The organism is Nocardioides oceani (genome assembly GCF_030412965.1).
GTDB classification, from domain to species: Bacteria; Actinomycetota; Actinomycetes; order Propionibacteriales; family Nocardioidaceae; genus Nocardioides; species Nocardioides oceani.
Map to the genome: position 1 here is coordinate 13,648 of NZ_JAUHJQ010000017.1, position 26,456 is coordinate 40,103.

30 protein-coding genes and 1 pseudogene are annotated in these 26,456 nt (G+C 65.2%); 22 read left to right on the plus strand and 9 right to left on the minus strand.

Annotated elements, in window-relative coordinates:
• The first annotated feature begins 1 nt into the window (after position 1).
• Positions 2–1,066, plus strand: a complete 1,065-nt coding sequence (locus tag QWY28_RS21775; protein ID WP_300954983.1) for a HupE/UreJ family protein — start codon at positions 2–4, stop codon at positions 1,064–1,066.
• A 706-nt stretch (positions 1,067–1,772) separates the two neighbouring features.
• On the opposite strand, the gene QWY28_RS21780 is transcribed toward QWY28_RS21775, so the two are convergent.
• Entirely contained in the window at positions 1,773–2,132 is a 360-nt protein-coding gene (locus QWY28_RS21780) for an ArsR/SmtB family transcription factor (RefSeq protein ID WP_300954985.1), read from the minus strand.
• Positions 2,133–2,341: 209 nt separating this feature from the next.
• On the opposite strand from QWY28_RS21780, the gene QWY28_RS21785 reads away from it, so the two are divergent.
• The 4 genes from QWY28_RS21785 (at position 2,342) to QWY28_RS21800 (ending at position 6,727) form a co-directional block, all read left to right on the plus strand.
• A complete protein-coding gene (locus tag QWY28_RS21785) occupies positions 2,342–4,315 on the plus strand; it encodes a heavy metal translocating P-type ATPase (protein ID WP_300954986.1) in 1,974 nt (657 codons plus the stop codon).
• A complete protein-coding gene (locus tag QWY28_RS21790) occupies positions 4,305–4,991 on the plus strand; it encodes a ferredoxin--NADP reductase (protein WP_300954988.1) in 687 nt (228 codons plus the stop codon). The genes QWY28_RS21785 and QWY28_RS21790 overlap by 11 nt, the downstream gene beginning before the upstream one ends.
• 324 nt (positions 4,992–5,315) lie before the next feature.
• Positions 5,316–5,687, plus strand: a complete 372-nt coding sequence (locus tag QWY28_RS21795; RefSeq protein WP_300954989.1) for an ArsR/SmtB family transcription factor — start codon at positions 5,316–5,318, stop codon at positions 5,685–5,687.
• A 905-nt stretch (positions 5,688–6,592) separates the two neighbouring features.
• Positions 6,593–6,727, plus strand: a complete 135-nt coding sequence (locus QWY28_RS21800; protein ID WP_300954991.1) for a hypothetical protein — start codon at positions 6,593–6,595, stop codon at positions 6,725–6,727.
• A gap of 259 nt (positions 6,728–6,986) precedes the next feature.
• Here the strand turns inward: QWY28_RS21800 and QWY28_RS21805 are convergent, their stop codons facing one another.
• The gene (locus tag QWY28_RS21805; RefSeq protein WP_300954992.1) at positions 6,987–7,163 is read right to left on the minus strand and encodes a hypothetical protein; all 177 of its coding nucleotides are present in this window, start codon (positions 7,161–7,163) and stop codon (positions 6,987–6,989) included.
• Between the two features lie 367 nt (positions 7,164–7,530).
• On the opposite strand from QWY28_RS21805, the gene QWY28_RS21810 reads away from it, so the two are divergent.
• The gene (locus QWY28_RS21810) at positions 7,531–8,217 is read left to right on the plus strand and encodes a RelA/SpoT domain-containing protein (RefSeq protein ID WP_300954993.1); all 687 of its coding nucleotides are present in this window, start codon (positions 7,531–7,533) and stop codon (positions 8,215–8,217) included.
• 9 nt (positions 8,218–8,226) lie between these two features.
• Positions 8,227–8,493: a hypothetical protein gene (locus tag QWY28_RS21815; protein ID WP_300954994.1), complete on the plus strand. Its 267-nt coding sequence runs from the start codon at positions 8,227–8,229 to the stop codon at positions 8,491–8,493.
• 56 nt (positions 8,494–8,549) lie between these two features.
• Here QWY28_RS21815 and QWY28_RS21820 read toward each other — a convergent pair whose 3' ends face one another.
• Positions 8,550–8,864, minus strand: coding sequence for a hypothetical protein (locus QWY28_RS21820; RefSeq protein ID WP_300954996.1), 315 nt, complete (start codon positions 8,862–8,864; stop codon positions 8,550–8,552).
• 1,255 nt (positions 8,865–10,119) lie between these two features.
• On the opposite strand from QWY28_RS21820, the gene QWY28_RS21825 reads away from it, so the two are divergent.
• The 10 genes from QWY28_RS21825 to QWY28_RS21870 all read left to right on the plus strand — a co-directional run bounded on the left by QWY28_RS21825 (position 10,120) and on the right by QWY28_RS21870 (position 17,230).
• Positions 10,120–10,305, plus strand: a complete 186-nt coding sequence (locus tag QWY28_RS21825) for a hypothetical protein (protein WP_300954997.1) — start codon at positions 10,120–10,122, stop codon at positions 10,303–10,305.
• A gap of 1,301 nt (positions 10,306–11,606) precedes the next feature.
• On the plus strand, positions 11,607–11,981 hold the full coding sequence (locus QWY28_RS21830) for a helix-turn-helix transcriptional regulator (protein ID WP_300954998.1): 375 nt from the start codon (positions 11,607–11,609) through the stop codon (positions 11,979–11,981).
• Positions 11,978–12,499: an ImmA/IrrE family metallo-endopeptidase gene (locus QWY28_RS21835; RefSeq protein WP_300954999.1), complete on the plus strand. Its 522-nt coding sequence runs from the start codon at positions 11,978–11,980 to the stop codon at positions 12,497–12,499. The genes QWY28_RS21830 and QWY28_RS21835 overlap by 4 nt, the downstream gene beginning before the upstream one ends.
• Positions 12,500–12,931: 432 nt before the next feature.
• Positions 12,932–13,204, plus strand: a complete 273-nt coding sequence (locus tag QWY28_RS21840) for a DUF2188 domain-containing protein (protein ID WP_300955001.1) — start codon at positions 12,932–12,934, stop codon at positions 13,202–13,204.
• Positions 13,180–13,494: a hypothetical protein gene (locus tag QWY28_RS21845; RefSeq protein WP_300955002.1), complete on the plus strand. Its 315-nt coding sequence runs from the start codon at positions 13,180–13,182 to the stop codon at positions 13,492–13,494. Before QWY28_RS21840 ends, QWY28_RS21845 begins: the two co-directional genes overlap by 25 nt.
• 141 nt (positions 13,495–13,635) lie before the next feature.
• Positions 13,636–13,905, plus strand: coding sequence for an EsaB/YukD family protein (locus tag QWY28_RS21850; protein WP_300955003.1), 270 nt, complete (start codon positions 13,636–13,638; stop codon positions 13,903–13,905).
• Positions 13,905–14,453, plus strand: a complete 549-nt coding sequence (locus tag QWY28_RS21855; protein WP_300955005.1) for a hypothetical protein — start codon at positions 13,905–13,907, stop codon at positions 14,451–14,453. The genes QWY28_RS21850 and QWY28_RS21855 overlap by 1 nt, the downstream gene beginning before the upstream one ends.
• Entirely contained in the window at positions 14,438–14,944 is a 507-nt protein-coding gene (locus QWY28_RS21860) for a hypothetical protein (RefSeq protein WP_300955006.1), read from the plus strand. Before QWY28_RS21855 ends, QWY28_RS21860 begins: the two co-directional genes overlap by 16 nt.
• A 2-nt stretch (positions 14,945–14,946) precedes the next feature.
• A complete protein-coding gene (locus tag QWY28_RS21865; protein ID WP_300955008.1) occupies positions 14,947–16,530 on the plus strand; it encodes a ThiF family adenylyltransferase in 1,584 nt (527 codons plus the stop codon).
• A gap of 64 nt (positions 16,531–16,594) precedes the next feature.
• Positions 16,595–17,230 (plus strand): phosphoribosyltransferase family protein, encoded by a 636-nt coding sequence (locus tag QWY28_RS21870; protein WP_300955009.1) that lies wholly within the window; start codon positions 16,595–16,597, stop codon positions 17,228–17,230.
• A gap of 1,231 nt (positions 17,231–18,461) precedes the next feature.
• Here the strand turns inward: QWY28_RS21870 and QWY28_RS21875 are convergent.
• The 3 genes and pseudogenes from QWY28_RS21875 to QWY28_RS21880 form a co-directional block, all read right to left on the minus strand.
• Positions 18,462–19,160 (minus strand): GAF and ANTAR domain-containing protein, encoded by a 699-nt coding sequence (locus tag QWY28_RS21875; RefSeq protein ID WP_300955025.1) that lies wholly within the window; start codon positions 19,158–19,160, stop codon positions 18,462–18,464.
• Positions 19,161–20,009: 849 nt separating this feature from the next.
• Positions 20,010–20,201, minus strand: a pseudogene (locus tag QWY28_RS24470) (DUF2188 domain-containing protein); the annotation flags it as partial.
• A 511-nt stretch (positions 20,202–20,712) separates the two neighbouring features.
• On the minus strand, positions 20,713–20,997 hold the full coding sequence (locus QWY28_RS21880; protein ID WP_300955010.1) for an STAS domain-containing protein: 285 nt from the start codon (positions 20,995–20,997) through the stop codon (positions 20,713–20,715).
• Between the two features lie 657 nt (positions 20,998–21,654).
• Between QWY28_RS21880 and QWY28_RS21885 the strand changes: the two genes are divergently transcribed.
• The 3 genes from QWY28_RS21885 to QWY28_RS21895 all read left to right on the plus strand — a co-directional run bounded on the left by QWY28_RS21885 (position 21,655) and on the right by QWY28_RS21895 (position 23,247).
• Positions 21,655–22,146: a GAF and ANTAR domain-containing protein gene (locus QWY28_RS21885; protein ID WP_439117274.1), complete on the plus strand. Its 492-nt coding sequence runs from the start codon at positions 21,655–21,657 to the stop codon at positions 22,144–22,146.
• 402 nt (positions 22,147–22,548) lie between these two features.
• Positions 22,549–22,674, plus strand: a complete 126-nt coding sequence (locus QWY28_RS21890) for a hypothetical protein (protein WP_300955013.1) — start codon at positions 22,549–22,551, stop codon at positions 22,672–22,674.
• Between the two features lie 156 nt (positions 22,675–22,830).
• Complete coding sequence (locus QWY28_RS21895; RefSeq protein WP_300955015.1) at positions 22,831–23,247, plus strand: thermonuclease family protein; 417 nt, start codon at positions 22,831–22,833, stop codon at positions 23,245–23,247.
• Positions 23,248–23,434: 187 nt separating this feature from the next.
• On the opposite strand, the gene QWY28_RS21900 is transcribed toward QWY28_RS21895, so the two are convergent.
• A complete protein-coding gene (locus tag QWY28_RS21900; protein ID WP_300955016.1) occupies positions 23,435–23,758 on the minus strand; it encodes a hypothetical protein in 324 nt (107 codons plus the stop codon).
• A gap of 68 nt (positions 23,759–23,826) precedes the next feature.
• Between QWY28_RS21900 and QWY28_RS21905 the strand changes: the two genes are divergently transcribed.
• Complete coding sequence (locus tag QWY28_RS21905; protein ID WP_300955018.1) at positions 23,827–24,141, plus strand: hypothetical protein; 315 nt, start codon at positions 23,827–23,829, stop codon at positions 24,139–24,141.
• A gap of 62 nt (positions 24,142–24,203) precedes the next feature.
• On the opposite strand, the gene QWY28_RS21910 is transcribed toward QWY28_RS21905, so the two are convergent.
• Positions 24,204–24,803: a helix-turn-helix domain-containing protein gene (locus tag QWY28_RS21910; protein WP_300955020.1), complete on the minus strand. Its 600-nt coding sequence runs from the start codon at positions 24,801–24,803 to the stop codon at positions 24,204–24,206.
• Between the two features lie 934 nt (positions 24,804–25,737).
• Here QWY28_RS21910 and QWY28_RS21915 point away from each other — a divergent pair.
• The gene (locus tag QWY28_RS21915; RefSeq protein ID WP_300955021.1) at positions 25,738–25,977 is read left to right on the plus strand and encodes a hypothetical protein; all 240 of its coding nucleotides are present in this window, start codon (positions 25,738–25,740) and stop codon (positions 25,975–25,977) included.
• A 203-nt stretch (positions 25,978–26,180) separates the two neighbouring features.
• Here QWY28_RS21915 and QWY28_RS21920 read toward each other — a convergent pair whose 3' ends face one another.
• Positions 26,181–26,342, minus strand: a complete 162-nt coding sequence (locus QWY28_RS21920; protein WP_300955022.1) for an excalibur calcium-binding domain-containing protein — start codon at positions 26,340–26,342, stop codon at positions 26,181–26,183.
• Positions 26,343–26,456 lie beyond the last annotated feature (114 nt).

Here is a 26,456-nt window from a genome sequence, read left to right on the forward strand (position 1 = left end):
GATGGCCCGACCGCGCATCCTTTTGTGGATCCCGCCTCTGCTTGCTGCGCCGATCCTGATCGCCGCCGCCAGCCCTGCATTCGCCCACGGCATCGGCGACGAGGCCGCGGACCGATCCATCCTCGGGTTCATCCCGGTCGGCATCGAGCACATGCTGCTGGGCTGGGACCACCTGCTGTTCGTCGCCGGTGTCGTCCTGGTCGCGCGCAAGGTGAGACTCGCAGTGAAACTGATCAGCCTGTTCGTCCTCGGGCACTCAACCACGCTGATCGCTGCAACCCTCGCCAATTGGCGGGTCGATCCCGACGCCGTCGATGTCGTCATCGCACTCAGCGTGGTGTTCGTCGCCGGCGTGGGCATCTTCGGTCGACCGGAGCGATTCAGGCTCTTCGGCGCGGCAGTCGTCGGTTTCGGCCTCATCCACGGACTCGGCCTGGCCACCCGGTTCCAAGACATCGGAGTCCCCGAGGACGGCGAGCTCTGGCGAGTGATCGCCTTCAACATCGGCATCGAGATCGGCCAGCTCAGCGCCATCGCCGTCATGGCCGCGATAGCGTTCGGCGCCACCAAACTGATCGGCCCCGACAAAACCCCCAGAGCGGCACAGCTCGCCTGCGCGCCGATGTTCATCGGTGGATCCGTCGCCGCCAGCCTGATCGCCCTCAACTCGTTCACCGCACTGCCCGACCCACCACAAGCCGAGCTGTCGGCAGACACCACCTGCGAGATCACTTCGCCTACCGAGCCGCTCCCCGCCACCGGCGGCGACCATCCCGAACGTTCGTTCTTCGACCCGCACGAGGGAGCACCGCTCGTCGACTTCGGCCACTCACTCGGCGACGGCTACGTCATCGTCCTCTACCCGCCGGACATCAGCCTGACCGACCTCGAAGCCCTCCGCGCCTTCGTCGACAGTCCAGACGGTGACGGAGTCCTCGCCGGAGCCCATGCCGACGACACCAGCCTGCGGGTTCTCCAGCAACGCGACACCATGACCTGCGAGCAGGTCGAAGTGGACAGCGTCAAGGCGTTCAGCCAGAACTGGCTGGAACCACTAAGGGGGTAATCCCGGCGGGCGTATGTAGTCGGACCATGACGAGGTCATCGTGTGCGACCGCGTTGGGGCACCCGCCTCGCTTTCCGGCTGGATTGTCGGGGAGCCGCGCGCCGGAGTCGCGGATGACCATGGTGCAGGCCAGGCAGACGCGCGCTCGCATGAGGATGGCTCAGCAGGTGCGGCTAAGCGCCGTCGGTAGGGAGGGTCGGGGCACGGAGGGCTCTATCTGTGATCTCAGGACCCTCGTCATGCAGTGCGGCACCGAGCCGCTCCGTGTGCCTGGCGGCTTGCCTCACGGTCAGGTGAGCCCCGGAGTCGAGCCATCAGGTGAGCACACCACGATCGCGCTTGCTTCGTAGCGACAGGCGAGAGCGTCGCGGGCTGCGGCGCCGGGAAGCCCGACGAGCAGCGCTTCGAGGTCGTTGCGCAACCGGTCTAGGAACAGCTGTCCTGCTCTTCCTTTTCGAGAGAGCGAGGTACAGGTGGGTCTGCTGCACGAACGGGTGACAGATTGACCTCAGCAGACCCCAGCCCTGAATGGGCTGGGCTAGTGACGAGTCGGATGCGGGCGATCCACTCAGCATTGACCTGGCCAGCTACGGCGACTTCTTCGCCTAGCACGGCCGCAGTACCTGGCGCCACAGGCTTGGTGGGATGCATCCCTGCCAGGTGCAAGACCCTCAATCAAGCGGATACTCGATGGTTGGCGCAGACTCTAGGCCTGTTGAATGGCCGGCCGCTCGGTGTGCCCAGCCGGGGCTTCTGCTGCGCGGCGATCCGTGGCTCCCATCCGAACGTGCTCGGCGTGGTAGATGGCTTGTTCGAGCAACTCCGCGACGTGATCGTCGTACAGGCTATAGCTGATGTTGCGGCCTGAGCGCTCACCGTCCACCAGTCCGAGGTTGCGCAACAGCCGCAGCTGGTGCGACACCGCTGACTGCTCCATCCCGATCGCTTCCGCGAGCTCGCCCACCGTTGCCGACCCGTTTTGAAGGGTGGCCAGGATCAGCAGCCTGCTCGGCGTAGCGAGCGCCTGCAGGGTGGTCGCTACCGACTTGGCGGTGGCGTGATCCATCCTTGCCGACCCCGCGACTCGACTGTCTGCTCCGTGACCCATGGCACCAGCATACGACTTTGCATGAAGAAGTGTTCATGTGTAACGTCGGGATCGAATGAATATCTCTTCATCTATGCCCGCTTCGCAGAGCAGACTTCCGGACAGGACCCCCAATGTCAGTCATTGAGACAACCACCGCTGCTCGGCCGCCGAAGGACATTCGTCCGGTGCGATCGCCGTTCCTGGCTGCGCTCTCGTTGCCCGAGATCCGGTGGGCCGCGCTTGCCACCGTCCTGTTCGCCGTGGGCGCGGTGGCCCAGGTCGCCGGTGCGCCTGAGGTCGTGTGGTGGAGCCTGTACCTGGCCTGTTACGCCGCGGGTGGCTGGGAGCCGGCGCTGGCTGGTTTGCAGGCGTTGCGCGAGAAGACGCTGGACGTCGATCTGCTGATGATCGTGGCGGCCCTCGTGGCTGCGTCGATCGGGCAGATCTTCGAGGGGGCGTTGTTGATCGTCATCTTCGCCACGTCCGGCGCTTTGGAGGCATTCGCGACCCGGCGTACCGAGGACTCCGTCAACGCGCTCCTGACGCTCGCACCGGAGCGCGCGGTGCGTCTGTCCAAGTCCGGGGAAGAGGAGGACGTCGACGCTGAAACGCTGGTCGTCGGCGACCTGGTCCTGGTCCGGCCGGGCGAGCGGGTCGGCGCGGACGGCGAGATCCTCAACGGGGTCAGCGAACTGGACCAGGCCTCCATCACCGGGGAGCCGCTGCCGGTGACCAAAGGTCCCGGGGACGAAGTCTTCGCCGGCACGCTGAACGGGGCCGGTGCATTGAGGGTGCGGGTGCATCGCGCGGCCGCTGACACCGTGATCGCGCGCATCGTGGCGATGGTCGAGCAGGCCTCGTCGAGCAAGGCCAAGACCCAACTGTTCATCGAGAAGATCGAGCAGCGCTACAGCGTCGGCGTCGTGGTCGCCACGCTGGCGCTGTTCACGATCCCGCTCGTCTTCGGGGCCGAGTTCGAGCCGACCCTGCTGCGGGCGATGACCTTCATGATCGTCGCGTCGCCGTGCGCGGTGGTGCTGGCCACGATGCCCCCGTTGCTGGCCACCATCGCCAACGCCGGCCGCCATGGCGTCCTGGTGAAGTCCGCGGTGGCACTCGAGGAGCTCAGCAAGGTCGACCTCGTCGCCTTCGACAAGACTGGCACCCTGACCCAGGGCACACCCCGGGTGGCGTCGGTCGTCACGTTCGGTGACACGTCCGAAGCCGAGTTGCTGCGGGTAGCGGCCGCGGCCGAACGACGTAGCGAGCACCCGGTGGGTCGAGCCATCGTGGCCGCTGCTCGCGAGCGCAGCATCGAGTTCCCCGAGCCCGACGAGTTCGGCTCGACGCCAGGTCGCGGCGTGGACGCGAGGGTCGAGGGTCGATCGGTGACCATCGGCGCCCCCAGCCCACTGTTGCCCGCCGACGAGCGCCAGGCACAGGCTGCCGTCGCGGAGCTGGAACGCTCCGGTCACACCGCCGTTGTCGTGCTGGTCGATGAGCGTGTCATCGGCGTCGTGGCACTCACCGACCGTGTTCGAGACGGAGCACAATCGGCGGTGCGGTCCCTCACCGACCTCACCGGCAACGAGGCGGTACTGCTAACCGGCGACAACCAGCCCGCCGCCGAGCGCTTGGCCCACAGCGTCGGGATCACCCGGGTCGAGGCCCACCTCCTCCCCGCCGACAAGGTGACCGCCGTCAAGCGCCTGCGCACGGGCGGCCACCAGGTCCTGCTGGTCGGTGACGGCGTCAACGACGCACCCGCGATGGCGGCAGCGCACGTCGGGGTGGCCATGGGCCGCAACGGTTCAGACCTCGCGATGGAAACCTCCGACGTCGTCCTGGTCCGCGACGACCTCGCCGCGCTGCCCAAGACGATCGACCTTGCGCGACGTGCGCACCGCGTCGTGAAAGCCAACCTCGTCATCGCCGGCACCGTCATCACCGTGCTCGTGGCCTGGGACATCTTCGGGACACTCCCGCTACCACTCGGCGTCGCCGGACACGAGGGGTCGACGATCATCGTCGCGCTCAACGGTCTCCGGCTGCTGCGCAAGTCCGCCTGGCAGAACGCCGGAACCGTGCCCGCCACCCCCACCGCCGCCGTCACCGGTGGTGTCAGTTCACGGCAGGGCGAACTGCACCGTGGTGCATAAGAACGTCGACATCCCGATCGTCGTCAAGGAGGTCCGACCCGAGACCCCCGGCCACCTGTCCCTCGTGTTCGCGCGACCACCGGGCTTCGACTACGAGGCCGGCGACTGGATCGACCTCGGGTTCGACCAAGACCTGTCCGGCGGCAGAACCTACTCGCTGTCCTCAGCTCCGACGGAGGCCGACCTCGTCATCACGTTCAAGGAAGGTCAGAGCGGGATCAAGCGCACGCTGCAGAACGCCCGGGCTGGCGATTCCTATCGCATCACCGCGTACGGCAACGACTACGAGTTCTCGCTGCGTCAGCACCGCAACAGCGTGCTCATCGCCGCCGGCGTCGGTGTGGCACCGTTCCGGAGCATGATCGCCGCCCTGGCCCACCGCTCCAGCCAGGAATCAGTGCACTTGACCTACCTCAACCGCAGCCCCGACTTCCTGTTCCAAGACGAGTTCGATTCCTGGCAACGGCAGCTCCCAGCCGTCTCGATCGACTACGTCGTCACCCACGCGATGAAGAGCAAGGAACGCCGACGTCTCCTCACCGAGTGCGTCGAGGACTCCGTGCACTACTACTACATCGCCGGTCCTCCGGCAATGATCGAGTCCACCGAAGTCGTCCTAATGGCCGCCGGCGTCGACCACGACGACATCAGGATCGACGCGTTCGGCGGCTACTAGCTGCGCCGCCCCGGTCCGCTCCAGAACGATGAGGATCCGTGGAGAGGTCCGAAGGCGACGACAAAGTAGACGCCACCGAGGTCGAGGAGTCGAGCAGGCCAGCAACGGCCCGACCAGGGGCCCGACGCCCACCCCAACGAGCCCAAGCACCAAGACGCCAACGAAGTCCGCGAGCCGGAGTAGGCGCCATCCACCGATCAGGTCGCTGGCCCGCCGGCAGTAGTCGGCCCGTCGGTGGCGCCCGTTTACTCGGCAGCAAGCAGGCCCTCCTCGGTCCGCACCTCGGGGGCGAGAGTCGTGTCGAGTCGTTCAGCTCCCCAAAGCGTGGGCAGTGAGGCTGGGCGTTCGCAGCACGATCATCTGGTCGGGCTCGAGGCGGAGGTCGTAGGGTCGCCGGCGACCGGCATCTCGTCGTGGGCACTGCTGCAGGGTGAGACCTCGGTCAACTGCCTGGCCGATCTGGTCCACGCCTCACCCTCTGGCGTCAGCCAGCATCTGGCCAAGCTGCGTCTCGCAGGGTTGGTGCACGGACGTCGTGATGGCACCTACATGTACTACGCGGCGGGCAGCAGCCACGTGCGCGCTCTACTCGAAGAGGCACTCTTCCATGCCGACCACGCCGACCGGGGGCTGGACAGCGAGGTTCCCCATAGCCACGGCACCGGGCGTTCAGCGCCCGATGCGACGGTGCGCTGATACGCCGAACGCGAGAGAACGCCAAGCGCCCTTCCGGCGCTCAGTTGCTTTCTAACTGACCCAGAGGTCGGGGCCCCAGATGCCGCCAAGATGACGTCCACCCAGGGCTCTGTTCGTCACCGGATGTCCCGGCGCATCCAGATTCGTGTACGACGGCACGCTCAGCTCGTGGCCCAGCCGCTCGACGCCGCGACCACCCTCGCGCGCCCCGACTGCTTACAGATGCGGACAACCAGCGGTCGAGGAACGCCAAAGACGGCTTCGGATCTCTCCGAAAACCGCCTCTGACCTGCACCTTTACTTTGTAGCGGGGGCAGGATTTGAACCTGCGACCTCTGGGCTTCCGTCGTGTGCGCGCTCTAGGGCTAAGACCTTTTGACCGCTCTTGCCGACGCGTGCCGTGACCTGCACAAACTCTGGCAACCCGCGGGCATGCTGACCCAGCGATCTTGGCCGAGTTTGTCCATTTTTGACCGCTTAGGCTGTAGTTTTCGGGTCATAAACGCGGCACGCCTCAAATCCCTCTTGCGCCCTGTGACAGGGGAACGACCTCGTCAATATGTTCGCCGAGCCGCGACCGCACTACACAGCACCGGGCTCAGGAAACGGGGTCGCACTTGTCGGCCGTGCCTCCAAGCTCGTGGACGAGCAGTCATCCTGCCTCCTCCGCATCCACCCATTGGCTGATGGGCGAGGCACGTCGAACCATGTCCCTTCGCATGTTCTCCCCCGCCAACATCGCAAAGGGAGAGTGCAAGCAGGCTCGCACGGGCGGGCGACGTCGAGGGGGTCGAGGTCGACGGGCAGTGGCTCGTCGACGCCGAGTCGCTGGTGACGTTCATGGCAGGGAAGGTTGCGGCCGTCCCGCTGCTTCGTCAGATCATGCTGCGGGGCGGCGACGCGGCATGCAACGTTCGGTCGAGGCGCAGGCGTTGATGCGTGCTCGGCGTTGTGGGTGGCTGACCGAGCGGGCGGCCGACCGGCTGGCCGCCTATGTCGTGCGGATGAGCATGTGGGAGCTCTGGCCGGACGCCGGCTGACTCGCACCTGTACGACAGAACCGCCCACGACCGGAGACCGTGGGCGGTTCTGGATGGTCCCAGATCGGCACCAAGCCGCAGCCGGGCGCTTCGCGCGGAGGAGCTAGTCGAGGCCCCGCTGGTAGAGGATGTTCGCCGTGCCGGCCGACTGGTCCTCGACCTGATCCACACGGGTCTCGAGTTCACCCAGCGCGGTGTGCCACTGGTCGTGCTTCGCGACGTCACCAACCACAGCGCCACATCGATCGCAGTCCACGGGTCAGCCCTTCTCTACTGCATGACCACCCGGCTGGGGTCCACCTGCGACGTAGCGGTAGGCCAGGGCCAGGTTCACCAGCATCTCAGCCTGTGCGATCTCCGGGTAGTCCGAGACCTCCCCTGCTAGGCGATGGATCTGCTCAAGCAACGCGTCGTGTGTCTCCGTCTTCGAGGCCATCGGCCGCTCTCCCCTCATCGTGACGACCCAGTGCCGTCAGTGGATCTGACGGTAGCGACCCCCACCGACAGCCGATGGTCGGCGCAACCCAGGGGACGGGTGTGCCCATGGTGGCGGGTCGCTCGTTGGCCTCGCACGTGCGATGCGGCACACACGCTCCTCCAGAACCGACTGGCCCTCCATGCGGTTCAGCGTCTGGGTCTTGATGCGGACTGGCCGCCGCAGATCTGACAGGGATCGGGTCATCGGGGTTCTCCTTGGTAGGTGGACTTGCGGACGCTAGGTGTCGTCACCGACAGCGGCATGCCCTGTAGTCTCCGGGCGCATCGATGATGGGCCGTGGTTGGCCCCGGGGAGGCTGGGATCAGTGAGCGACGGCGTGCCCAGCAAGAGCCAGGTGAAGAAGGCCGGGAGCACCATCCGGAAGTACTTCCGCGAGGAGGTGGACTTCGATGTGGCGGTCGACGCGGTCGCAGTCGTCGAGGACTGGCGGCGAGCGCACTACATCCCGCTCGTGTCAGCCAACAACGGCCTGCGGTCGCGGGCTCGGACAGCGGGCGTCGAGGCCGAGGTGACGCAGCGGCTCAAGAGACGTCAGACGATCATGGACAAGGTGCAGAGGGAGCCGACCCTTGACCTCTCGCGGATGCAGGACATCGGTGGGTGTCGTGCCGTGGTCGAGTCGATCGACGACCTGCGGCGCCTAGAAGAGCGCGTGAAGAATGGGCGCGTGCCGGTGGTCGGCGGCGCTGACTACATCGCCGAGCCCCGCCAATCCGGGTACCGAGGCGTCCACGTGATCGTGGAGTACCAGGGCCGGCAGATCGAGATCCAGTTGCGGACTACGACCATGCACTCGTGGGCCTTGGCCGCCGAGGACTTCTCGCAGATGCTGGGCCTGAACCTCAAGCAGGACGGCGATCACCCGGTGCAGCTCTTCCTGGCCACAGCGTCGGAGATGATGGCCCTGCTCGAGACAGGCGAGGAAATTCCTGATCCCCTCCGTGCGTTACACGAGCAACGTAGACTCGACGCACTTCCCCTTCTGCCCTAAGGTCACCGCATGAGCGCACCGAAGATCCAGCACTTCATCTTGGTGTTCGACCGCCACGCCGGTCACCTGTTGGACCAACTCGACTTCGGCACGAACGCGAAGAAGGCGCTCGGCAAGTACGAGGAGCTCGAGCGCGAGCACCGGGAGAACGCCTTCATGGACATCGTGCTCGTCGGGTCCGACTCGATCGACACCGTCAAGATCACCCACGCCAACTACTTCGATGGTTCGGCCAAGGACATGTACGCCGAGGTCCTCCGCATCTCAGCAGGCTGAGCGACTCCAGCGTCTAGACCGGAACCGTCCGCGTACCCGAGACGTGGGCGGTTCTGTCATGTCCCGGCAGCTCGGCCGCGCGAGTGGTCGGTCTCGTCGGGCCGCACATCGGAAGTCGGCACGGTGTCGATATGCGTCTCAGTACCCTCAGGTCCAAGGACACGAACATCGCTCGTCGGCACCCTGCCGATGTACGTCTTGCCTGGCTGCGGGCGTGCAGACACCACCGGCCGCCACCCGTCGGTGTGCTCTTCCCAGTCCCAGACTTCACCGGGGCACCAAGTGCCGTCGAGACGGACTTCTGTGCGCGCGAGCTGTTTCATGGTGTGAACTCCCCCGACGATGAGGATGAGCCCGAGGTTGGTCTGCAAGACGAGAGCAGAACACGCGGGCCGCTCGCCGCGTGCTGGCTTTGCAATGCCGTTACCCCGACGTGTCGACGTTGTGCAGCTTCGTGCCGAGCTTGTCGTGTCTCGCACCTGCTAGTAGCCATTGGCCGAGCCCACCGCGTCGGCAAGGGAGGCCATGTAGCCACCTGCCGACGCGGCTTGAAACCGGCCATCCGGAGGGCTCCGGGGGGGAATGGCCGACGCGCCGACGTCATTGAGCGAGCGGTCTGTGCCGGCGACATCTCGGAGACTGGGCGGTAATCCCGCCCTGCGGGTGACCCCCGTCACTTACCCGGGGGTAGCGGCGACTATGTCCTTAGCGTGCGACCTGATGCGGTGCGAGCACACCCGCATCCGGACTGGCCTTACCCCCTCCCGGGCGGTCGGTCTGGCGCCCAGCCCTTAGTGCCCCTTCGGGCTGGGCGCATCTTTCACCCGTCCGAACGCAGGCTAGGGAATCGTCTTGGAAACCGAAGCGCCCAACGTCGAACTGCCCCTCGACTGTTCATTCGCGGGAGCCTGGCCATTGGGGCATCCCCGCCACAGTCCGCCACAAGTCGAAGCATGCCCGCAGTGCGGCTTGTTGGTTCCGTCTGCGACCCTACGGAAGCTCCTCCCAGACCTGGCAACGAGCCACCACTACGAATGTGCTGGATGCAACCGAGAGACGATCTACGCTCGTTGACCTCACACACCACCGCACACCGGGCGGCGCGTGGCGCCAGTAGTTCGACGGTGACGGATGGGTGGGGTCATCCACCTTGGTTGCGGATCTTGAGATCCGTCAGACGGCCCTCTGTGCGTCCCCTAGGCTGGCTCTCGAACCGCCCACGGACTCGAGACCCTGGCGGTTCACCCACTTCGGCCATGCGAGTGGTCAGTCTCGACGGACGCACGTGGTCGGCGGGTACGGTGTCGATGTACGTCTCTCCGGGTCGCCGGCGCCACTGGCCGTTGGCCCACCAGGTGCCGTCTTCGCGGTGCAGCCAGTCGCGGAGCTCGCCTGGGTGCCAGACTCCGTCGACGTGGACCTCGACGTCCGGGCGCTCGTTGGGGCGGTAGGGGCCGGCGGTCACTGGCCCAGTGTGGCAAAGGCACGAAGGTGCCCTCGCCCGCGTGCATGATTTCGCGGGCTGCGGGGACACCGGCGGGCAAGGAGAGTGGGGCGCCTCGAGACACCACGCCTTCCGAGGCCGCGGTCGTTCAATCGAGGAGCGACCGCGGCCGCCCGCCGTCTGTGGCCACTGCCGAGACCGCACTCGACCGGATGATCGCAGCGCTCGAGGCAATCGCGGCCGACACCGACGACGAGGACACACGCACCCGCGCCCGGAAGGTCATTGATGGCCTCTCCAGTGCGGCCCGCTTGATCTGCCTCAGCGTCGCCACCACTATGGCCACCGGACAGTTGCCCGGCCAGTGAGCGCCGGTCACGGGTGCAGCTCCTGCCATGGAACGCAGGTGGTCCCACTTATCACCGCAGCTGCACCGTGCCCGGCCGGACGAACGCGGCCACCGCGATCCATCCGTGGCGCACCACCGTCGCCGGGCAGGTTGACGTCGTCGCTCATGCCCACCACCCCGCCGTAGCAGCCCGTTAGCAGCATGCCTCTGACCTGCACCGATACAGCCGGAAAGGGATGAGTAGTCCCCTTCGTCGATTGCACCGCGCGCAAAGTCCCGTGAAGACCAGCCTAAGCAACCTACTTGACACAAATAAGTCATCGACTTTGGTCTGTCGTCAATTCGGGCGTCAGACAGCACGCCTGGACAAAGGCACCCCGCTCCCCCATCTCCAGTGCGTCCCGCTTAAGGGTCTGCCTCACCCAACATGGCAGTGTGCACTATCAGGCTCGGAGCGTAAGGGGTAGGAGCCGCCTGCCAACACGCGATTGGGGATGTGCAGCCGACTGCACGCCACGACGATGGGGCGCGATGCCGTCCGGGAGTGCGCGCGCGACTCTTGGCTGGGTCAGGCCGTCACCTGATCATGCAGCAGACTCTGCCGTCCTTTTGTGACCTCAGCAAGGTTGCCGCGAAGTTGCCGCTAGAGGTATGACAGATAGCGCTCAGGAACTAGCCCAGATGGAAACGTGCTTCCCCCTCGTCGTTGGCGACACCTTCCGCGACCACGACGGTGCTTCACACTTGTTGAACACCGCGACCGTGGCGATGAAGAGCGCCGACGTTGTTGACCGTGAGGTCGTTCTGCGGCAAGGCCCAGACTGCGAGTGGTGGGCACCCACCGCATACGTCGACTGACGGGTCGCCCGCCTGCCTAGGTCAGCGACGTGGACTGACGATGTCGGACCTACTTGACCGGACAGACGGTGGCCATGGCTGGTTCACCACCAGCTTGTGATGTCGCGTCTCAATTTGCACGAACAGACCTCGCGGTGTGTCGGCCGTCGCCGATAGCGGGGACCATCGGTTCTTACGGAGGCGCGAGGAGGCACGGCTCGCGAACTGGTAACGCAAACCTGCGCAAACAAGTTCAGCCGCGCGAATGTTGTCAGGGCGGCCATACACTATTGGCCGGCGTAGGAGACTCGGCACAAGCTTGGTGCACGCTGAACCTGTCCCACAGAGGCGGCCCACACGAGGCTGAGGTGCCGTCGTTAGGCAACATCAGACCAAGCGTGAAGGCCGACGACAGGCCGCTCGAAAACCGACGGGGCAGGCGTCGCGGTGTCATGCCGTGTCAGCAACGGCTACCCTGCGACCATGGGCGACAGGCAGATTGACGTGCATCGACGCCATGAGGCCGACGTTGCTGGCCAAGAAGCCGAGTACAACCGGGCTCTCGGCGAACGCGTCCGAGAAGCGCGACTCGCGCAAAACATGACGCAAGAGCAGTTAGCGAGCCGGTTAGGTGTCGCTCGCACTTCTGTAGCGAACCTGGAACGCGGCGTTCAAGCGCCCACGGCATACCGATTAGCTCGGCTAGCGCAAGTTTTTAGCTTGGAACCCCAAGACTTGCTGCCGCGACTCAACGACCTCATCTCTCCTAGTAAGCATGAACTTGACCCCTTGATCTATCAGGCCGTAGTTCGGACGATTAAGGCTGCTAAGAAGAAGCAGGCCAAGGTGGTCCGGTGAACCGCATCTCTGACGCCACGACAGAGTTGTTGCGTGCCACCGGTCAGACTCAGCCACCTGTAGACCTCACCGTCATTACTGACTACTTGGACTTGACGGTAGTGAAAACGAACATGAGTAATGACGTTTCAGGCATGCTCATTCGAGACGGAGCGAGCGGCGCGAACACCGTCGGTTTGAACAACGCCCACAACTTGGGCCGCAGACGGTTCACCCTCGCGCACGAGATTGGTCATTTTCATCTCCATCGGGGTCGTCCACTTATTGTCGACTCGTCGGTGCGCATCAACCTCCGCGATCGAACCTCGGGGATGGCAACCGACCGCGAAGAGATGGAAGCCAATCGGTTCGCTGCCGAACTGCTGATGCCGTCCGAAGTCGTGCTGGATGCCGTCGCTGCAGCGAAGATGACGGATGCGGATCAGCTCACGCATCACCTGGCAACTCGGTTCAAGGTTAGCCAGCAGGCCATGGGCTACCGGCTGATCAACCTCGGCATTTTGAGTTCTCCGAGCTGATCCAAGCAGCTCGATCACCGTGGAAGCCTCAAGGTATCCCGGTGAGACGCTCGCGCGTCATGCGTGGACAAGCGCTGCAACACCTCCAGTGCGCCGTCGCCGCCTGCGCTTCCGTTGGCCAACGCGGCCGCCTGGGTTTCCCGGCGGCACACCAAAGCCGGCCTGCACTTCCCGTAGGCGCACCATGACCGACCGGCAGGTGAGTTAGTACGGGTGAGCAATTTCAGTCCGTGCGCGTGAGCGGCAGCGTGCCTGCAAGGTAGATGTGCGTTCATTGCACGGCCTCGAATCTGGCCCATCCAGCCCGCCACGCCGACTGTCAGCATGCCTGACGTTTACGGATGGCTGCTTGACATGGAATACTCGTCCGGCGCACGCTTACTGACGTGGGCAGTCGGCCCGCACCCACCTCACCGACAAGGAGCACTGAAGATGGCCAGTCCCAACAAGCGTGTCGTGCAGCGACGAGACGACGGCAATTTCGAGGTCCGGAAGCCCGGAGCAACCCGCGCGAGCGCCGTCACACCTACACAACGCGAAGGTGTCTCGCGTGCCCGCAAGATCCTGGGCAACGACGGGGGCGGCGAGCTCCAGATCCGTGGACTCAACGGACAGATCCGGGCGCAGGACACTGTTGACCCCGGTTGGATCCGCGCTCAAGCAAGGGCTAAGTCGCAATCATGGTCAACTCGCTGCCGGCATTGATCGTCGAATGCCTCGGGCTACCCAGCTACGCACCCAAGGTGCTTAAGCGTGCGGCGGCGAGTCTCATCGTCGGTGTCGCTCTGTTGCAGCCGGACAGCCTCGCAACGGCGGTACAACTGCGTTCCGAGCGGTACGCCGAGCACTTGGAGAAGGTCTTGGTGTCCGTCGTGCTGGACACCAGGGATACGCGGGACACCACGACGCAGGACGAGGCGACCTTCCATCAGCCCGAGAAACGGCGACACCCAAGACACGGCACGGTCGAGAGGGCCAGACCAGACAAGCGCTGAACGCTTGCTCGACGTAGGGGGCGCCAAAAACGCCGCGACACGCCTGAGCGGGACGGCCGCCGGCTCACCACTGTCGGTGAGAGCCGATACAACTAACCTAGGCACTGGATCAGGTGCCCTGACAGAAAAGAGACACTCCAGATGCCTGGCCAGTCCGACAAGAACTTCGTGGACATCACTGTGAAGTCCACCTCCGGCACGTTCGCCGACCGCTACAACCGCAACAACAAGGCCCAGAAGGTATTTGACGACGCCGTCGCCTACTTCGGCTTGAACACCAGCGCCGGCACCTACACGCTGAGCCGTGAGGCCGACGGCCGCGGGCTCTCCTTGAGCGAGAAGCTCGAAGACCTTGGCGTGGTCGACGGCGACACGCTGCTGTTGCAGACGGATCAGGCGCAGGACGGCTGATGCATCCCCAGGACGTCATAGCGCACGTCAGCGAAGGCGTCGACGTCCTGGCAGACAAGTTGGCATCCATGGCTTCGTTGGGTGGGCCTCCTCGCTTGGATGGCACCTCCCTCACCGTGCCGTTCATCAAGGAGGATCTACCGCTTGTCGACCATGCGCTGGGAACGAGTCTGGTGCTGCCGAACGGACAGACGCTAGGCCAGGTGCATCGCGTGCCGCTTCTTGGCCAAGCACGCGTCAGACGCGAGCTGGTGCTGTCGCTTGACGTGACCAACTTCGACTCGCAACCGCCAACGGCTGAACTGCTGCTGCCGGATGGCAGCCCACTCCCGCCCGGCGACTGGCCCAAGTCGATTGCGGGTGAGGGCATCGTCCCGAACCACAAAGACTACAACAGGCCCTTCTTCTGTCGGCGTGGCCTGCGCGAGTACCACTCACACCCTCAGCACGAAGACAACCCATGGGACAAGTACCGCGAAACGCTGGCCCTTCACCAGATCGTCATCGAACTGCTACACGACCTGCAGAACACATGGATTGGTCGCTGACGATGACCCGAATCCCACCCACCTTGTTCACATACGAGGTGCCACGTCATGTCATTGATGACAGTTGGGACTTGCTGCGAGAACCCGGTGAGCAAGGGTTCGAAGCAGTAGTGCTCTGGGTCGGAACCGTCCACGACGAAACAACAGCTTCGGTGGTCGCGGCAGTCCGACCTGGACAACGTGCAATGTCAGGGGACGGCGGGTGCGCGGTAGAGGTTCCGCCTGAAGCGTTACGGCAACTCATTTCTGCGCTGCCGGATCACATCGTCGTGTTGGTGCGCCTTCACACTCATCCCGGCGAGGCCTACCACTCCCCCGTCGATGATACGAACATGCTCATCGCTCACGAAGGTGCGATCAGCATCGTGGTGCCCGACTTCGCGGTAGCCGCTCTCGACCTCGCTACCTGTTCAGTCAACGAACTTCGCTCCCAAGATGGCTGGCGTGAACTCGAACCCGAAGAGGTCACTGAAAGGTTCCCCATCACATGAACGTGAGTACACCCTCCAGCGATGATCGGCGTCTTCGGGTCGTCACCGGCTCCAACAGCGACGGCGCCCAAGTTGCGACGCTGCTCGACGCAGCAACCATTCGTGTCGACCTGCCTGTGGGCACGGTCCATCGCCGGCACCAGTTGCTTGTCCTCACGTTGGTCGACCTGTTGGGTCGACTCTTCCCGCGCATCGACGTCCGTTGCGACACCAGCATCGCTAGCGACGCAGGTCTGCCCCCTGGGCCGAACGCGCTCTTCGACAGGTTGACGTCCGCTGCCAGGAACGGTGGCCTCACGCCGTTGACACCCAACTCGTCGGCGACCATCACCGTGCACGTTGGCACCGTCCCTGACTTGACTGACAGTGGACTCCACATCGTCGCCGATGGGGGCGATTGGGTCTCCTACAACGGCACCGAGCCGACGCAGCTCCCGGCTGATGGATGGGGAGGTGCGATCCCTATCGGACCGCTCCTCTCGGCGTGCCGGGCGGCCGGGCAGGTAACTCATCTAGTGCTGTCCGAGGCAACGAACACAGCGAGCGTCCCTGCCAGTGTTTATGCAGACGCGTTGCGTCACGTGGCCGACTCCGTTCCCGTCGACACGGAGACGCCAACTCATGTCGCTCCCGTGTTGAACGCCGTACTTGTTGGTGCCGGCTCTGTGGGCGGCGCCGCCGTCTTTGCCCTTTCGCACGTCCCGTCCTTGACCGGCTCCCTCATCGTCACCGACCCGCAACGGTTGGAGGCCAAGAACCTTGACCGTGCCCTTCTCGCTACCTCCACGGTGGCGTCGGCCGAAGAGCTCAAGGCAGATGTAGCGGCAACCGCTCTGACCCACCTCCCCGACTTTCACGTAACCCCATGGCCACACACGTTGGAGGAATGGGTTGCGTCGCAGCCGGCCGACGAGGCCCTGCCGTTGGTGCTCGCAGCCGTAGACAGCCGCGAAGCGCGCCGCAGCATTCAGGACTGCCTTCCATTGGAGTTGATCAACGCAGCCTGCAATCCCACAGAGGTTCACATCTCTGGACACCGCACTGGTGACGGTCCCTGCGTGTGCTGCTTGCATATGGCAGAAGTGTTGGACGCCACTCGTATACGTATCCGGGTGTTGGCAGCCGATACAGGTCTCAACGAGCGTTTCGTCCGCGAGTACCTGGTGAACGACCAGCCGATGGACGCGCAGATGGTGCGGTTCATCGAGCAGCATCGGGGCCTAGCGAATGGCGCCTTGGCGTCGTACGGAGGCAAGACCTTTGAACAGCTCCGCGTTGGGGCCCTTCTCTACGGAGCTACCCCGGTCAACACCGGAGGCGGCACCGTAGCGGTTGCCGCCCCCTACATCACCGCATTGGCTGGTGTGCTGCTAGCCGCGGAAGCTCTCAAGGATGCCGGCCCCGAGTTCGCCGTCTACCGTCTCGGACCACGCGGGCCCGCAACCAAGTACGCCGAAAACCCACTCGCCGGCGCATCACAAGCGATGCTCACCAACCCTTCTCGCTGGCCGACACATGAATGTCTGTGCCGATCAACGCGCCGATTGCGGCTTATGGCGCTGAAGTACGACCTCGACCAGAGCTGAAGGCGCGGTCCTCGGCTGAGCAAGACACGCCGTGGCACACCAAGATTGTGGTTAAAGTGCAGCCATGACGACGCTTCCCCAGCCGATCGCCTCCCCCGACGTCGCGTTCAGGTCGCTTCTCGGGTCCAACGCTGAGGTAGCAACCATGCTTGGGTTGGAGGGTGCCGTCACGCAGGGCCATTACCGGCTGTTGTCCGGGTCCCACACCGACCGCTTCCTCGCTTTCAGCGCGGTCGCGTCGGATGTCAGCAACTTGGACCGGATTGCCGGCTGGCTCGGCCCGACTGTGGACGCCTGGCGAGCCGACGCTGTCATCTCCCCCTCCACTGCGGGAGTGGGGCTTGGCTCCACCCTCGCCCGCCGCATCTCAGCGCCCCTCTACCTGGCATCGGTAGGGCCGGATGGGCGTCCCACCCACGTCATCGGGTCCTCGATGGGTGTCGGCACCCGAGTCCTCATCGTGAACGACGTTGCCACCACAGGGACAAGTATCCGCGGCCTCGTCGACCTGGTGGCCAGCGCAGGAGCTGTCGTAGCTGGCGCCGCATGGTTTGCCTCGCGGAGCCTCACCCCCGTTACTGCCTTCGAGTTCCCCACCGCGCACATCGTCGATGTGGACCTGCCCACCTCGCAGGCCGACGCTTGCGTCCTGTGCGCCGACACCGACGACCGCATTGTCGATGCGACGGACTTGAACTGACATCTGAACGGCACGAGGGGGCCATACGGTCGGGCGTCGCTGCCATGTCAGGCGCTGAGCTCAGCTAGCGCCGTCACCTTCGTTTCAGTTACCTCGAAGCAGCAGACCAAACTGTCCCAACTGGGGCACTTCGCCGCGCCTTTTCCCCTAAGACGGCGCATCGAGCGTGACGTCCCGGTCGTGTGGACAGGACCTGTTCCATCCCCCTCCCCCTACTCAGAGCAACTCCAGCGTCGACGAACATAGGGAGTGTGCTCAGCCACGCTCAAAGCGCGCGGATGGTTCTCGCCCGCCAACATGCGATAGGGAGAGGACAAGCCATGCCCAGGGCACGGCGTCAACCTGGGACCTACGCCTCGACCACACTCAACTGGGCGGGCCGGATTTGGTGGCGCTCTCAGTCGGTGGGGCCGATGTAGCAAAGCATCCGGTAGTCGGTGCCCTCCTCGACTGGCGGATCCGTGCCAATCACACTCAAACGTGCTGTGTTGCTCCGGCTTGGGTGCGGCCCGCCACTCCATGTTGCCCGCCGGACGGACCCAGACAAATGGGCGGCTACTCAACCTTCCCGACCTTGATCGTTCGTGTCTTCACGACGCTGCCTGAGGTTGCGGTCAGCTTCACCTTGATGACCTGTGATCCGAACGATCGAAGCCAATGCTGGGTGGGTGAGGGGAATAGCCAGGCGAGGACTGAGCGTCTAAAACCGCTACCGCAGTAGCCGGTCATTGATCGATCCGCAGTCCACGGCAAACGCGACCATCGCCTCGTCCATGCCCATCCACTCGGCGATCTCTGGCGGTAGCGCCTCCCAGCCCATGACTGAGTGTGCTCCGTCGTACTCGTGTCTCCCCCCGATGCGCGGGAGATCGGAGTCCGTTCTCCATCAACGACGAACCGCCCACCGCCCCCGGCCACGCCCGTCGGCGGTTCTCAGGTCCTGACGTGGCGAAACCCTGCCGCAGCGGCCTCGAGGCTGACTGCTTAACCGGCGGGGCCTAGAAGCGAACGCTGCTGGTTGGAACCCTCGCGACCTGCACGCCTATGTACCCGCGCTCCTCGAAGGACATGCGTGACCCAAGAGCCGGAATCCACCCACGGTCTCTAGCCCCTAGGAGATTGCGTGTTGCAACTCGCAGTACGTCAAGCCTCCTGCAAAACCTAGTTGGTCGACCTCCGACCGAGCCGAAAAGACCCTCGACACCGGCGAGACCGGCGAGACCGTCGAGACTTACCCTTCGTCGCGCGCGGGAAGCCTTCTCGTCTCGACGATCTCCGCAGCGATATCCCGAACCTTGACGTTGGCGTGAGACGACAGCCGCGAAAGGACGCTGAAGGCCCGGCCGCCGTCCAGGTCGAACCGCTCCATCAGAATGCCGGTCGCCTGGCCAATGACCGTCCGGGAGTCCATCGCCCTAGACAAGTCTCGAACTTCGCGCGCCGCTGAGACCGCAATCGCGATGTGCGCGGCGATCGCGAGCCCTTCGTCGCGCGCTTCACTGTCGAAGGCGTCGCGCTGCGTCGCGTACAGATTCAACGCCCCAAGCGTGTCCTCGTGCGTGAAGAGCTGGAACGACAGAACACTCTGCGCCTTGGTCTCCTCCACCACTCGAGGACCCCACGCCGGCCACCTATCATCGCGCCCGAGGTCAGGACTGTAAGTCGTCTGCTCCTCCCAGATCGAGTCCAGACACGGACCCTCACCCGTCTCATACTGCAGGCGGTCGCCATCCACGGCGAGCTGCCCAGTCGACGCCACCGTGTCAATCTCCTTGCGGGCGTGCACGAAAGAGATGCCGGCACATTCGCACCCATCGATGTTCGCGAGGACGAGCTCGACCGCTCGCTGAAACGTGGCCGCTGGGTCGGCATGGTGCTCTTGCAGGTCACGCGCGGCCGCAGACATCCGCTCGGACAACGTCCTCGTCATGTCACTCACCAGACCAATCTGCCAGACCCTGGCCGGCACCGCCACAGGGGCCACCTCGCACCCCTTCCCCCCGTGTCACCGCGCCACCAGGCCGCGACCGGTACTAACGGCAGGCGTCTCACGAAGAGTCGGATGTGGCTCCGCGGGCACCGACGAAGGCGACCCGCAGGGTGTGCTGACCGTGTCGCGAGACCCGCCGCGAGTCACACGCGGCCTCTGAGCTGCGACGCCGCTCCCCCGGTTTCCTGGGTGCTGACGAAACGCCACAACGAGCACCGACAGCGCGGGCGCTCGTGCGGCTAGAAACATGTGCGGGCGGGCTAAGGGGTCCCCCCGGCCGACACCCAATAGGGATGCGCAACCGTTGAGCGCACCAGTTGCGTTGCAGCGTGGATCCCGACCTATCCCCGTAGCCGACCGCCGCGTTCGCCGTCGAACGGAGGCCGCTCCGGCGGACATGAGTGGCTCATTCGCCCATGAAACGCCCCGACATCGCACTGGCGCCGAAGCGACGGGACGCACCCAAAGACCCCACTGCCGGCGCCTCGGGACCCAGTAGGGACGGCACCACCGGCGGAGTCCAGGCCGACGGTGCACTTGCGGTCCTGTCAGCCACGCTGCTGGACCGGCAGGGCCTAGCTCCGTCACACCGGTTCGTGACTGCAAGGGGCCCTGCTCCCAAGGTACCTCGGGCACCGACCCCTGTGTAGGTGTGTTCGCGATCCGCCACCAGCGTGGCCCTTTTCTTTGGGCAGCCATCCCGTGGTGCGGTCCCCTCGCAGCGCCGGGTAACGCCAAGTCACCACCTGGGGGGCTCGTGCTCAGGCCCAAGGCGCAGGCTCAGCTGGGTCAGCCTGGAACGTTACGAGGATCGTGCCCGTAGGTGTTGCGCTCTCCGATGGTGCCGTCTCGTCGGCGGATGATGTGCTCGACCTTGCGCTCACGTGCTTCGTCGCGGCCAGCCTCGACGGCCTGCGTGCGAGTGTCGTACTCGCCGTCCAGTTCTTGGAGCCCTTCGACTCGGTTTCTCCACTTGCCGGTCTTGTTGAGGTGGTAGGTCTCGACGTCGCCTTAGGGCACGAGCGTGTCCTCTCCCAATCCATGGTCGGCGGGCATTGCGGCACCCGGAAGGGAAAGGCCACCCACCCTCACAAGCCCCGTACCCCTTGGCAAGGACAGTCATGCCGGACTGAAGCAGCGCGACAAACCCGGCAGGCGCTTCGCGCTGCGTCAGCCGCCTGCTGAGTACGTGGTGAAAGCGCGAACAACCGATCCCGGGGTGGTGATTGTTTGACTTGGCGTTCTGGGTGCGGGCCCTAGGACGGCGCGGGACTGGCCGGCTACGTTGCCCGTGGACCAGACGCTGGACGATCACGACGGGTTCGTGCTCTGTCGCATCGAGGCAGGGGCCCTCCATGAGGCCGTACGGAGGCGTGACGCGCCACACCCCAGCGCCGAAACACACAACCCGGCCGCCCCTGTCATCGTGCCGCTGGGGGACGTGGTGGTGCCAAACGAGCGGGTGGTCAGGCGGCCCGGCCCAGAAAATCGGCTACCCCTGAGACGAAGCACCTTCGTGATCCGTGGGCTTGCGCTGACGACGACCAGGCTCCCGCCGCGAGCAAGGGCTTCCCGCCGGAAACTGATGAGGGGCCCCGATGACGCCCGCGTCCATGAAGGTGACCTCGCCTAGATCGACAACCACCTGGGCGTCCTTGCCCATCGCGTCGGCGAAAGCTGCGGCCAGTTCCGGGATAGAGGCGAGGTCCAATTCACCGGTCAAACCGAATAAAACGGAATTGGTGACAGGCAGGACAATGCGGACAGCAGACGCCATGACGTGGGTTCCTGGATCGTTGCGGTGGAACGCAGTGCCCGACGTCTTCAGACGTCAACGACTATACGGAGTCCTAAGCGGCCGACACCTCAACTCTGGGGATGGCGTTGCGGGCTTGTCTTCGGCCGGTGCGACATGACCTGCATCGGCGGCGCACCCGAGTCGCCCCTGCATCGTCCGCCGAATAGGTGATGCGCCGCCGGAGGACAGTCCTCAACAATGTCGGCGTCGTAGCCGCTTGATCACTGGGTCCGCGTTGACATAGGCCAACGCCCTCTTGCCAATGGGGGCGGTGGCCGACCTACAAGCCGAGCGCCGCCAATACGGCGCCTACGGGCACTTGCGGTACCTTCGAACCGGCTTTAGTAGAGGGCCACTGTCTTTCTGGTCGTCGCGCGCCGCCCCTTGGACGTCGTTGCCTCTGGAGCAACGCATCGAGGTCTTGAGCAAGTCCGATCTGGCGGTGGCTACCGCCCTGGCGCACGCTGTCGAAGAAATGAACAAGCCACGCACCATCGAGGAAACCCTTGACGCCATCGTGCAGGCAACGCTTACCTCCGTCCCGGCCTTCGAGCACGCCAGCATCTCCCTCAAAGGGCCCAGGGCGCCATCGAGACCGTTGCCGGCAACGACCAGCTCGTCTGGGAGCTCGACGGCCTGCAGTACGACCTCATGGAGGGCCCCTGCGTCGATGCCATCGAGCATGAACATGAACCCGTCGTGATCGTCCAGCATCTGCCCCACGAGCAACGTTGGCCCCGCTACATCCCCGCAGCCATCGCGGAGGGCGTCCGATCCCAGGCCGGCGCGCAGTTCTTCACCGACGGCAAACATGTCGGTGGGCTCAACCTGTACTCGACCAAGCACGACGAGATCGATCAGGACTCGGTGGACACCGCCCGCCTCTTCGCCACCCACGCCGCGGTCGTTCTCGGCCACGCCTGGGAACAACACCACCTCAACCAGGCGCTCCTCAACCGCAAGGTCATCGGTCAGGCCACGGGCATCATCATGGAGCGATACCGCATCGACGAGGACCGAGCCTTCCAGTTCCTACTCAGGGCGTCCTCGCACAGCAACGTCAAGATCCACCAGGTCGCCGCCGAGGTCGTGACCTCCAGCAGAGAGAGCTACGAAGCGACCAGCTGACGCCACGCGGACAACGGAACGCACGCTCGCCTCGGGAGCGGCGCCCGCTCACCCGATACTGCGCAGGCCGTGCCAGATGCAATGCGCCGACACGCATGACTGCCAGCACACCAAGACCGCAGCATCCCTCGACCGGCCCACCCTGCCGCCCAACAGGACGACCTCAGCACCTCGCCCTCACGTCGCCTCACGCCGTCCACCTGATTGCGCACCCAGGTTGCAGCCGGCGGCGTCGACCCATGGGCAGCGTCTGCGCGCCCGTCGTCCTCCAGGTTGGCGCGCGCTTTCGTCATGCCTGGGTCGAGAGGGCGAGGTTGACGAATCCTCGATCGACTGACAGAACACGCCCACCCCCCTACGGTCGGAGAAGTCATACCCATCACACCTTTCGGGGGAACGCCCATGCGCCGCCTGCTCGTCACCTTCTTCGCCCTAGCCGCCCTCTTGGCGGCACTGCTCACCACCACGGCACCGGCCCAAGCCCGCGACCTCAACTGCGACGACTTCCCCAACCAAGCCGCCGCCTAGATGAATCTCAACAACAACCCATCCGACCCGAACGGCCTCGACTCCGAAGGTGATGGACGCGCCTGCGAGTCGCTCCCCTGCCCGTGCGCTGGCCCCGGCGGAGGAGGCGGTGGCCCAGCCCCCGCACCCGGCCCCAAGCCCGCACCCCAGCCTGTGGTGAAGCGCAACGTGGGCAACGTCGTCAAGGTCACCGACGGCGACACCCTGAAGATCCGGATCAAGGGAATCGGCATCCGCGACGTCCGACTTCTCGGCGTCGACACCCCCGAGAAGTACGGCAAACGCGAGTGCGGCGCAGTCCTAGCCACCCAGAGCATGGAGGAACTCGCACCCGTCGGGTCGACCGTCGTCCTGCTCTCCGACCCCTCCCAGGCCGACAAGGACCGCTACGGCCGCCTCCTGCGCTACGTCGAACGCAAGGGCCGCGACGTGGGCCGCGCACAGATCTTCACCGGCCATTCCAAGGTCTACGTCTTCAACAACGACCCCGTCCGCCGCACCGGCAACTACCGGACCGCCGAGAAGCAAGCCAAGAACCGCGGCGCCGGCCTCTGGTCAACCTGCTGGACCTGACACACCGCACCACCCCGAACGCCCCGTCCCCGCTTCGGTAGGGGCGGGGCGTTTCGGCGTTCCCGCACACTCGAACCCATGAACGCCGGGATCTGGCAGGACGCCGAGGGCCGCAAACTGCTCTACCTGACAGGCTCCGGCTGACTGACCTTCGAACGTGCGCTTCTGCCCAATGAGCGGTCGTGCCTCAAGTGGGCTCCCGCCCCACCACGGCTCGGACCACAACCCGGTGTGCCGCCCCCAGCGCGGAGCGAGTCTCGCCGAGCGGGTGCTTGCCCCCTCGGAGCCATGCGGAGTCGCCGAGCGAGTCCATCGGGACCTTGTCGTCGCTGTAGGCGCCGTTCCAGGCCGCCCCCACGTGAGCAACGAGGTCAGGGTGCACCCCTAGCCGACCGAGGTCGACGGGTACGCCCCCCGCCTCGGTCCACACCGAGCCGGGGCCGTAGTCGGGCCAGAACTCCAGGACGGTCACCGAGGTGGTCTGATTATATTGGACGCGAAACGCACTCATCTGCCGCGATCCGCTCACTCTTGCTGACGCCCAATCTGCCGATGAGCGCGCCGTGCAAGAGTTGCTCCGTGATCGAGTCCGCCGAGGAGTTCGTCCGGCTGCCCAGCAGCGACGACCCGGCGGAGTACCACCGTGCAGCGCACGATGAAGCAGCGGAGCACACGTGGCTCGACGTGATCGAGCGCTACCCCGACATGCTCTCTTGGGTTGCCCACAACAAGACCGTGCCACTCAGCATCTTGGAGATCCTTCGGCATTACTCCGACGAGCAAGTGGGTCGGACGGTCACCGACAAGAGGTCGTGGGCACGGGCGCATCCCGACGACACGACTCGACCGCACGGCCTTACGAACACCCGCACAGCGAAACGCAGCCGCGACTGAGCGATGCAGTGGCATCCGGATCTGCCGTGATTCAGTGCGCGTACTTGGCTCCCACACAGCTGCTACAGCGGCGGTGCATCTCGGTGGTCACGTTGGGCAGCCGCAAACGCCTTTGCCGCCGCTGCTCGCTCTGCGTCATCGCGCCGGACCCACCATCGGCGACCGCGCTGGGTGGCAGGCAGTGTCCCTGCCCGCACCTTCAGCGTCACGCCACTCTCAGATAGCCCGAGCAGCAGCGCCGTGGTCTTGACCGATAGCCACACGGTGCCGTCGTCCGGCGGGCCATTGCTGGTGCGTTGTTCGTCGCGGAGCCGGCGCTCCGCGCGCTTAGCCTCCCGCCGTTCTGCCAGGACTCGGCCCGCCCGCTCTGCGGACCCTCGGTTGATCGACGCCTGCTGTCGTGGCCCTGGTCGTTGAACAACCAAGCCTTCCGTGACGAAGCCCGGGACGGTTGCGATCGAGCATCCGATGATGTCGGCGGCATCAGCGAGGCTAACCCAGGTGGCGGCGTCCTCTAGGAGCTCATCCATTAGCCGTTGAACCGACTCCTCACGGATCCATCGCTCGGACCGCCTCACACCTTCCAGACGTCCAGCTTCCATCCAGCGGCGGACCGTCACGGTGGAAACACCGAACCGCTGCGCCGCGGCGGGAAGAGTCAACCAGGAACCCTCCGCCGGAGGCGCCAGTAGTCGGTCCTCCCGACGCTGAGCCTCATGGCGTGGGCGACGTGCCGCGGTTCCCTCGGCGCGTTCACGCCGGCGTGCAGCACGCTGCGCGACGGCTTCACGTTGCCAGTCCGCCCACGCCAGAACGGACTCACGATCGAGGCTCGGCAACACGCCCCTCGCACGCCGGCGAGCGATGCGCCCCACCCGGACAGCATGCTCGATAGTTGGGGTTCGAAAGCCGGTCAACCGGGAAGCTTCGTCCCAACTGATCCATGACCCCGGGTCACCCACGTCGTGCATCTTGCCGTAGCTATACGTCAACGACCAGGGCAAAACCCGGCTCGAGCGCGCTGCTTCTGGGGTCCGAAGCTGGCCCACTTCCTGGGGTGGGTGGGCGACACGAGCACATCGGGTTCCGCCGGGTCGAGGACGGCTAAGCCGGAGTCGACACGAGCTCAGGCTCGTGGACGGTTCTGCGTCTGAAACGTAGTAGGTGGACCGGGCTAGCGTCGCCGTGTGCCCACCCTCCCCTACCGTCCCGATGAGCGCCCAGACGTCGAGGTCCTAGTCGATGGGACATGGCACCCGGGCGAGCTGCGCGACTGGCAGCGCCGAGGCGATGGCTCATGGTGGGCCAACGTCCAATGGCGACTGCGTGCCGGCGAGACCTACATCGACACCGTGCCTGCGTCCGACGTGCGGCCCGACGAGACCGACTCCTCGCGCCGGTGACATGAATGAACCGCCCACGGTCTCGGGTCCGTGGGCGGTTCTGGTCCAGAATGGCGCACGTTCCGCCCCTAGTCACCGCGATCCGCACTCTGTGGCGTAAGCGTTCCAGAGAGTTACCACCTCGTGGCTCGGCTCGGTGCATTCTTGGTAGGTGGGTGCACATCGCTTGACCATCGGGGGCGGTGAGGCGTCCGTGCGCCGCATCCGCGACAAGAGCCGGGCGCAGCACGCGGCGATCGTGTCCGACGACTCCTGGACCGTCACCGAGGCGGGTGGGGTCCTTGAGTTCAACACCACTGACATGCAGATGATCATGAACCCGCCCCTGGTCGTGCTCACAGACGTACAGGTCGACGACGTCCCTCTACAGGACGCGCAGGACGTTTCCGACCTCTTCCTACCACCACCGCCGCGGCTCGCAGACCCACAATAAGTCGGTACCGCCGGCCGCAGTACGACTGGCTTGCATCGACCACGACGCCATCGATGTCCCCTCCAACCGACAGCCGCGGAGACGCAAAGTTCGACAGGTTCGGACGGTGCTCGTGTCGCCGACCTCGTGAGTGCGACGACCGGCACGAGCCATGACCCTTCGGACCTGCTAGCAAGACTCGCGGCTCAACCGTTCTCGCAGGCTCAACCGTTCTCGCAGGCGGTGCCGTCCTTGTCGCGGTCCAGGTTGGCGTTGTTCGTCCAGTAGACCTGCACAGCGAGCTTTGAGGTGTTGGGGCGCGAGTAGCCGTCACGCACCGCCTTCGCGGCGGCCGCGGGGCTCTTGGCGACACCGTTAGGGGTCAAGTCCCGTGGAGTGGTGTAGCGCTGCGATCTCCTTCGTGATGGGTCAGGCGGTCAGCGCGGGCAGTTGATCAGCTCCGATCTCGGTGTTGGTGTCGGGGACGAGGTTGACGCGGC

Coding starts and splice junctions, on each gene's coding strand:
- QWY28_RS21840 (WP_300955001.1), top strand. CDS start 12,932: ATGGCCAGTCCCAACAAGCGTGTCGTGCAGCGACGAGACGACGGCAAT.
- QWY28_RS21875 (WP_300955025.1), bottom strand. CDS start 19,160: ATGACGAGGACGTTGTCCGAGCGGATGTCTGCGGCCGCGCGTGACCTG.
- QWY28_RS21860 (WP_300955006.1), top strand. CDS start 14,438: ATGGATTGGTCGCTGACGATGACCCGAATCCCACCCACCTTGTTCACA.
- QWY28_RS21855 (WP_300955005.1), top strand. CDS start 13,905: ATGCATCCCCAGGACGTCATAGCGCACGTCAGCGAAGGCGTCGACGTC.
- QWY28_RS21800 (WP_300954991.1), top strand. CDS start 6,593: ATGCAACGTTCGGTCGAGGCGCAGGCGTTGATGCGTGCTCGGCGTTGT.
- QWY28_RS21805 (WP_300954992.1), bottom strand. CDS start 7,163: ATGGCCTCGAAGACGGAGACACACGACGCGTTGCTTGAGCAGATCCAT.
- QWY28_RS21830 (WP_300954998.1), top strand. CDS start 11,607: ATGGGCGACAGGCAGATTGACGTGCATCGACGCCATGAGGCCGACGTT.
- QWY28_RS21890 (WP_300955013.1), top strand. CDS start 22,549: ATGCGCCGCCTGCTCGTCACCTTCTTCGCCCTAGCCGCCCTCTTGGCG.
- QWY28_RS21870 (WP_300955009.1), top strand. CDS start 16,595: ATGACGACGCTTCCCCAGCCGATCGCCTCCCCCGACGTCGCGTTCAGG.
- QWY28_RS21815 (WP_300954994.1), top strand. CDS start 8,227: ATGAGCGCACCGAAGATCCAGCACTTCATCTTGGTGTTCGACCGCCAC.
- QWY28_RS21845 (WP_300955002.1), top strand. CDS start 13,180: ATGGTCAACTCGCTGCCGGCATTGATCGTCGAATGCCTCGGGCTACCC.
- QWY28_RS21880 (WP_300955010.1), bottom strand. CDS start 20,997: ATGGCGTCTGCTGTCCGCATTGTCCTGCCTGTCACCAATTCCGTTTTA.
- QWY28_RS21850 (WP_300955003.1), top strand. CDS start 13,636: ATGCCTGGCCAGTCCGACAAGAACTTCGTGGACATCACTGTGAAGTCC.
- QWY28_RS21780 (WP_300954985.1), bottom strand. CDS start 2,132: ATGGATCACGCCACCGCCAAGTCGGTAGCGACCACCCTGCAGGCGCTC.
- QWY28_RS21775 (WP_300954983.1), top strand. CDS start 2: ATGGCCCGACCGCGCATCCTTTTGTGGATCCCGCCTCTGCTTGCTGCG.
- QWY28_RS21900 (WP_300955016.1), bottom strand. CDS start 23,758: ATGAGTGCGTTTCGCGTCCAATATAATCAGACCACCTCGGTGACCGTC.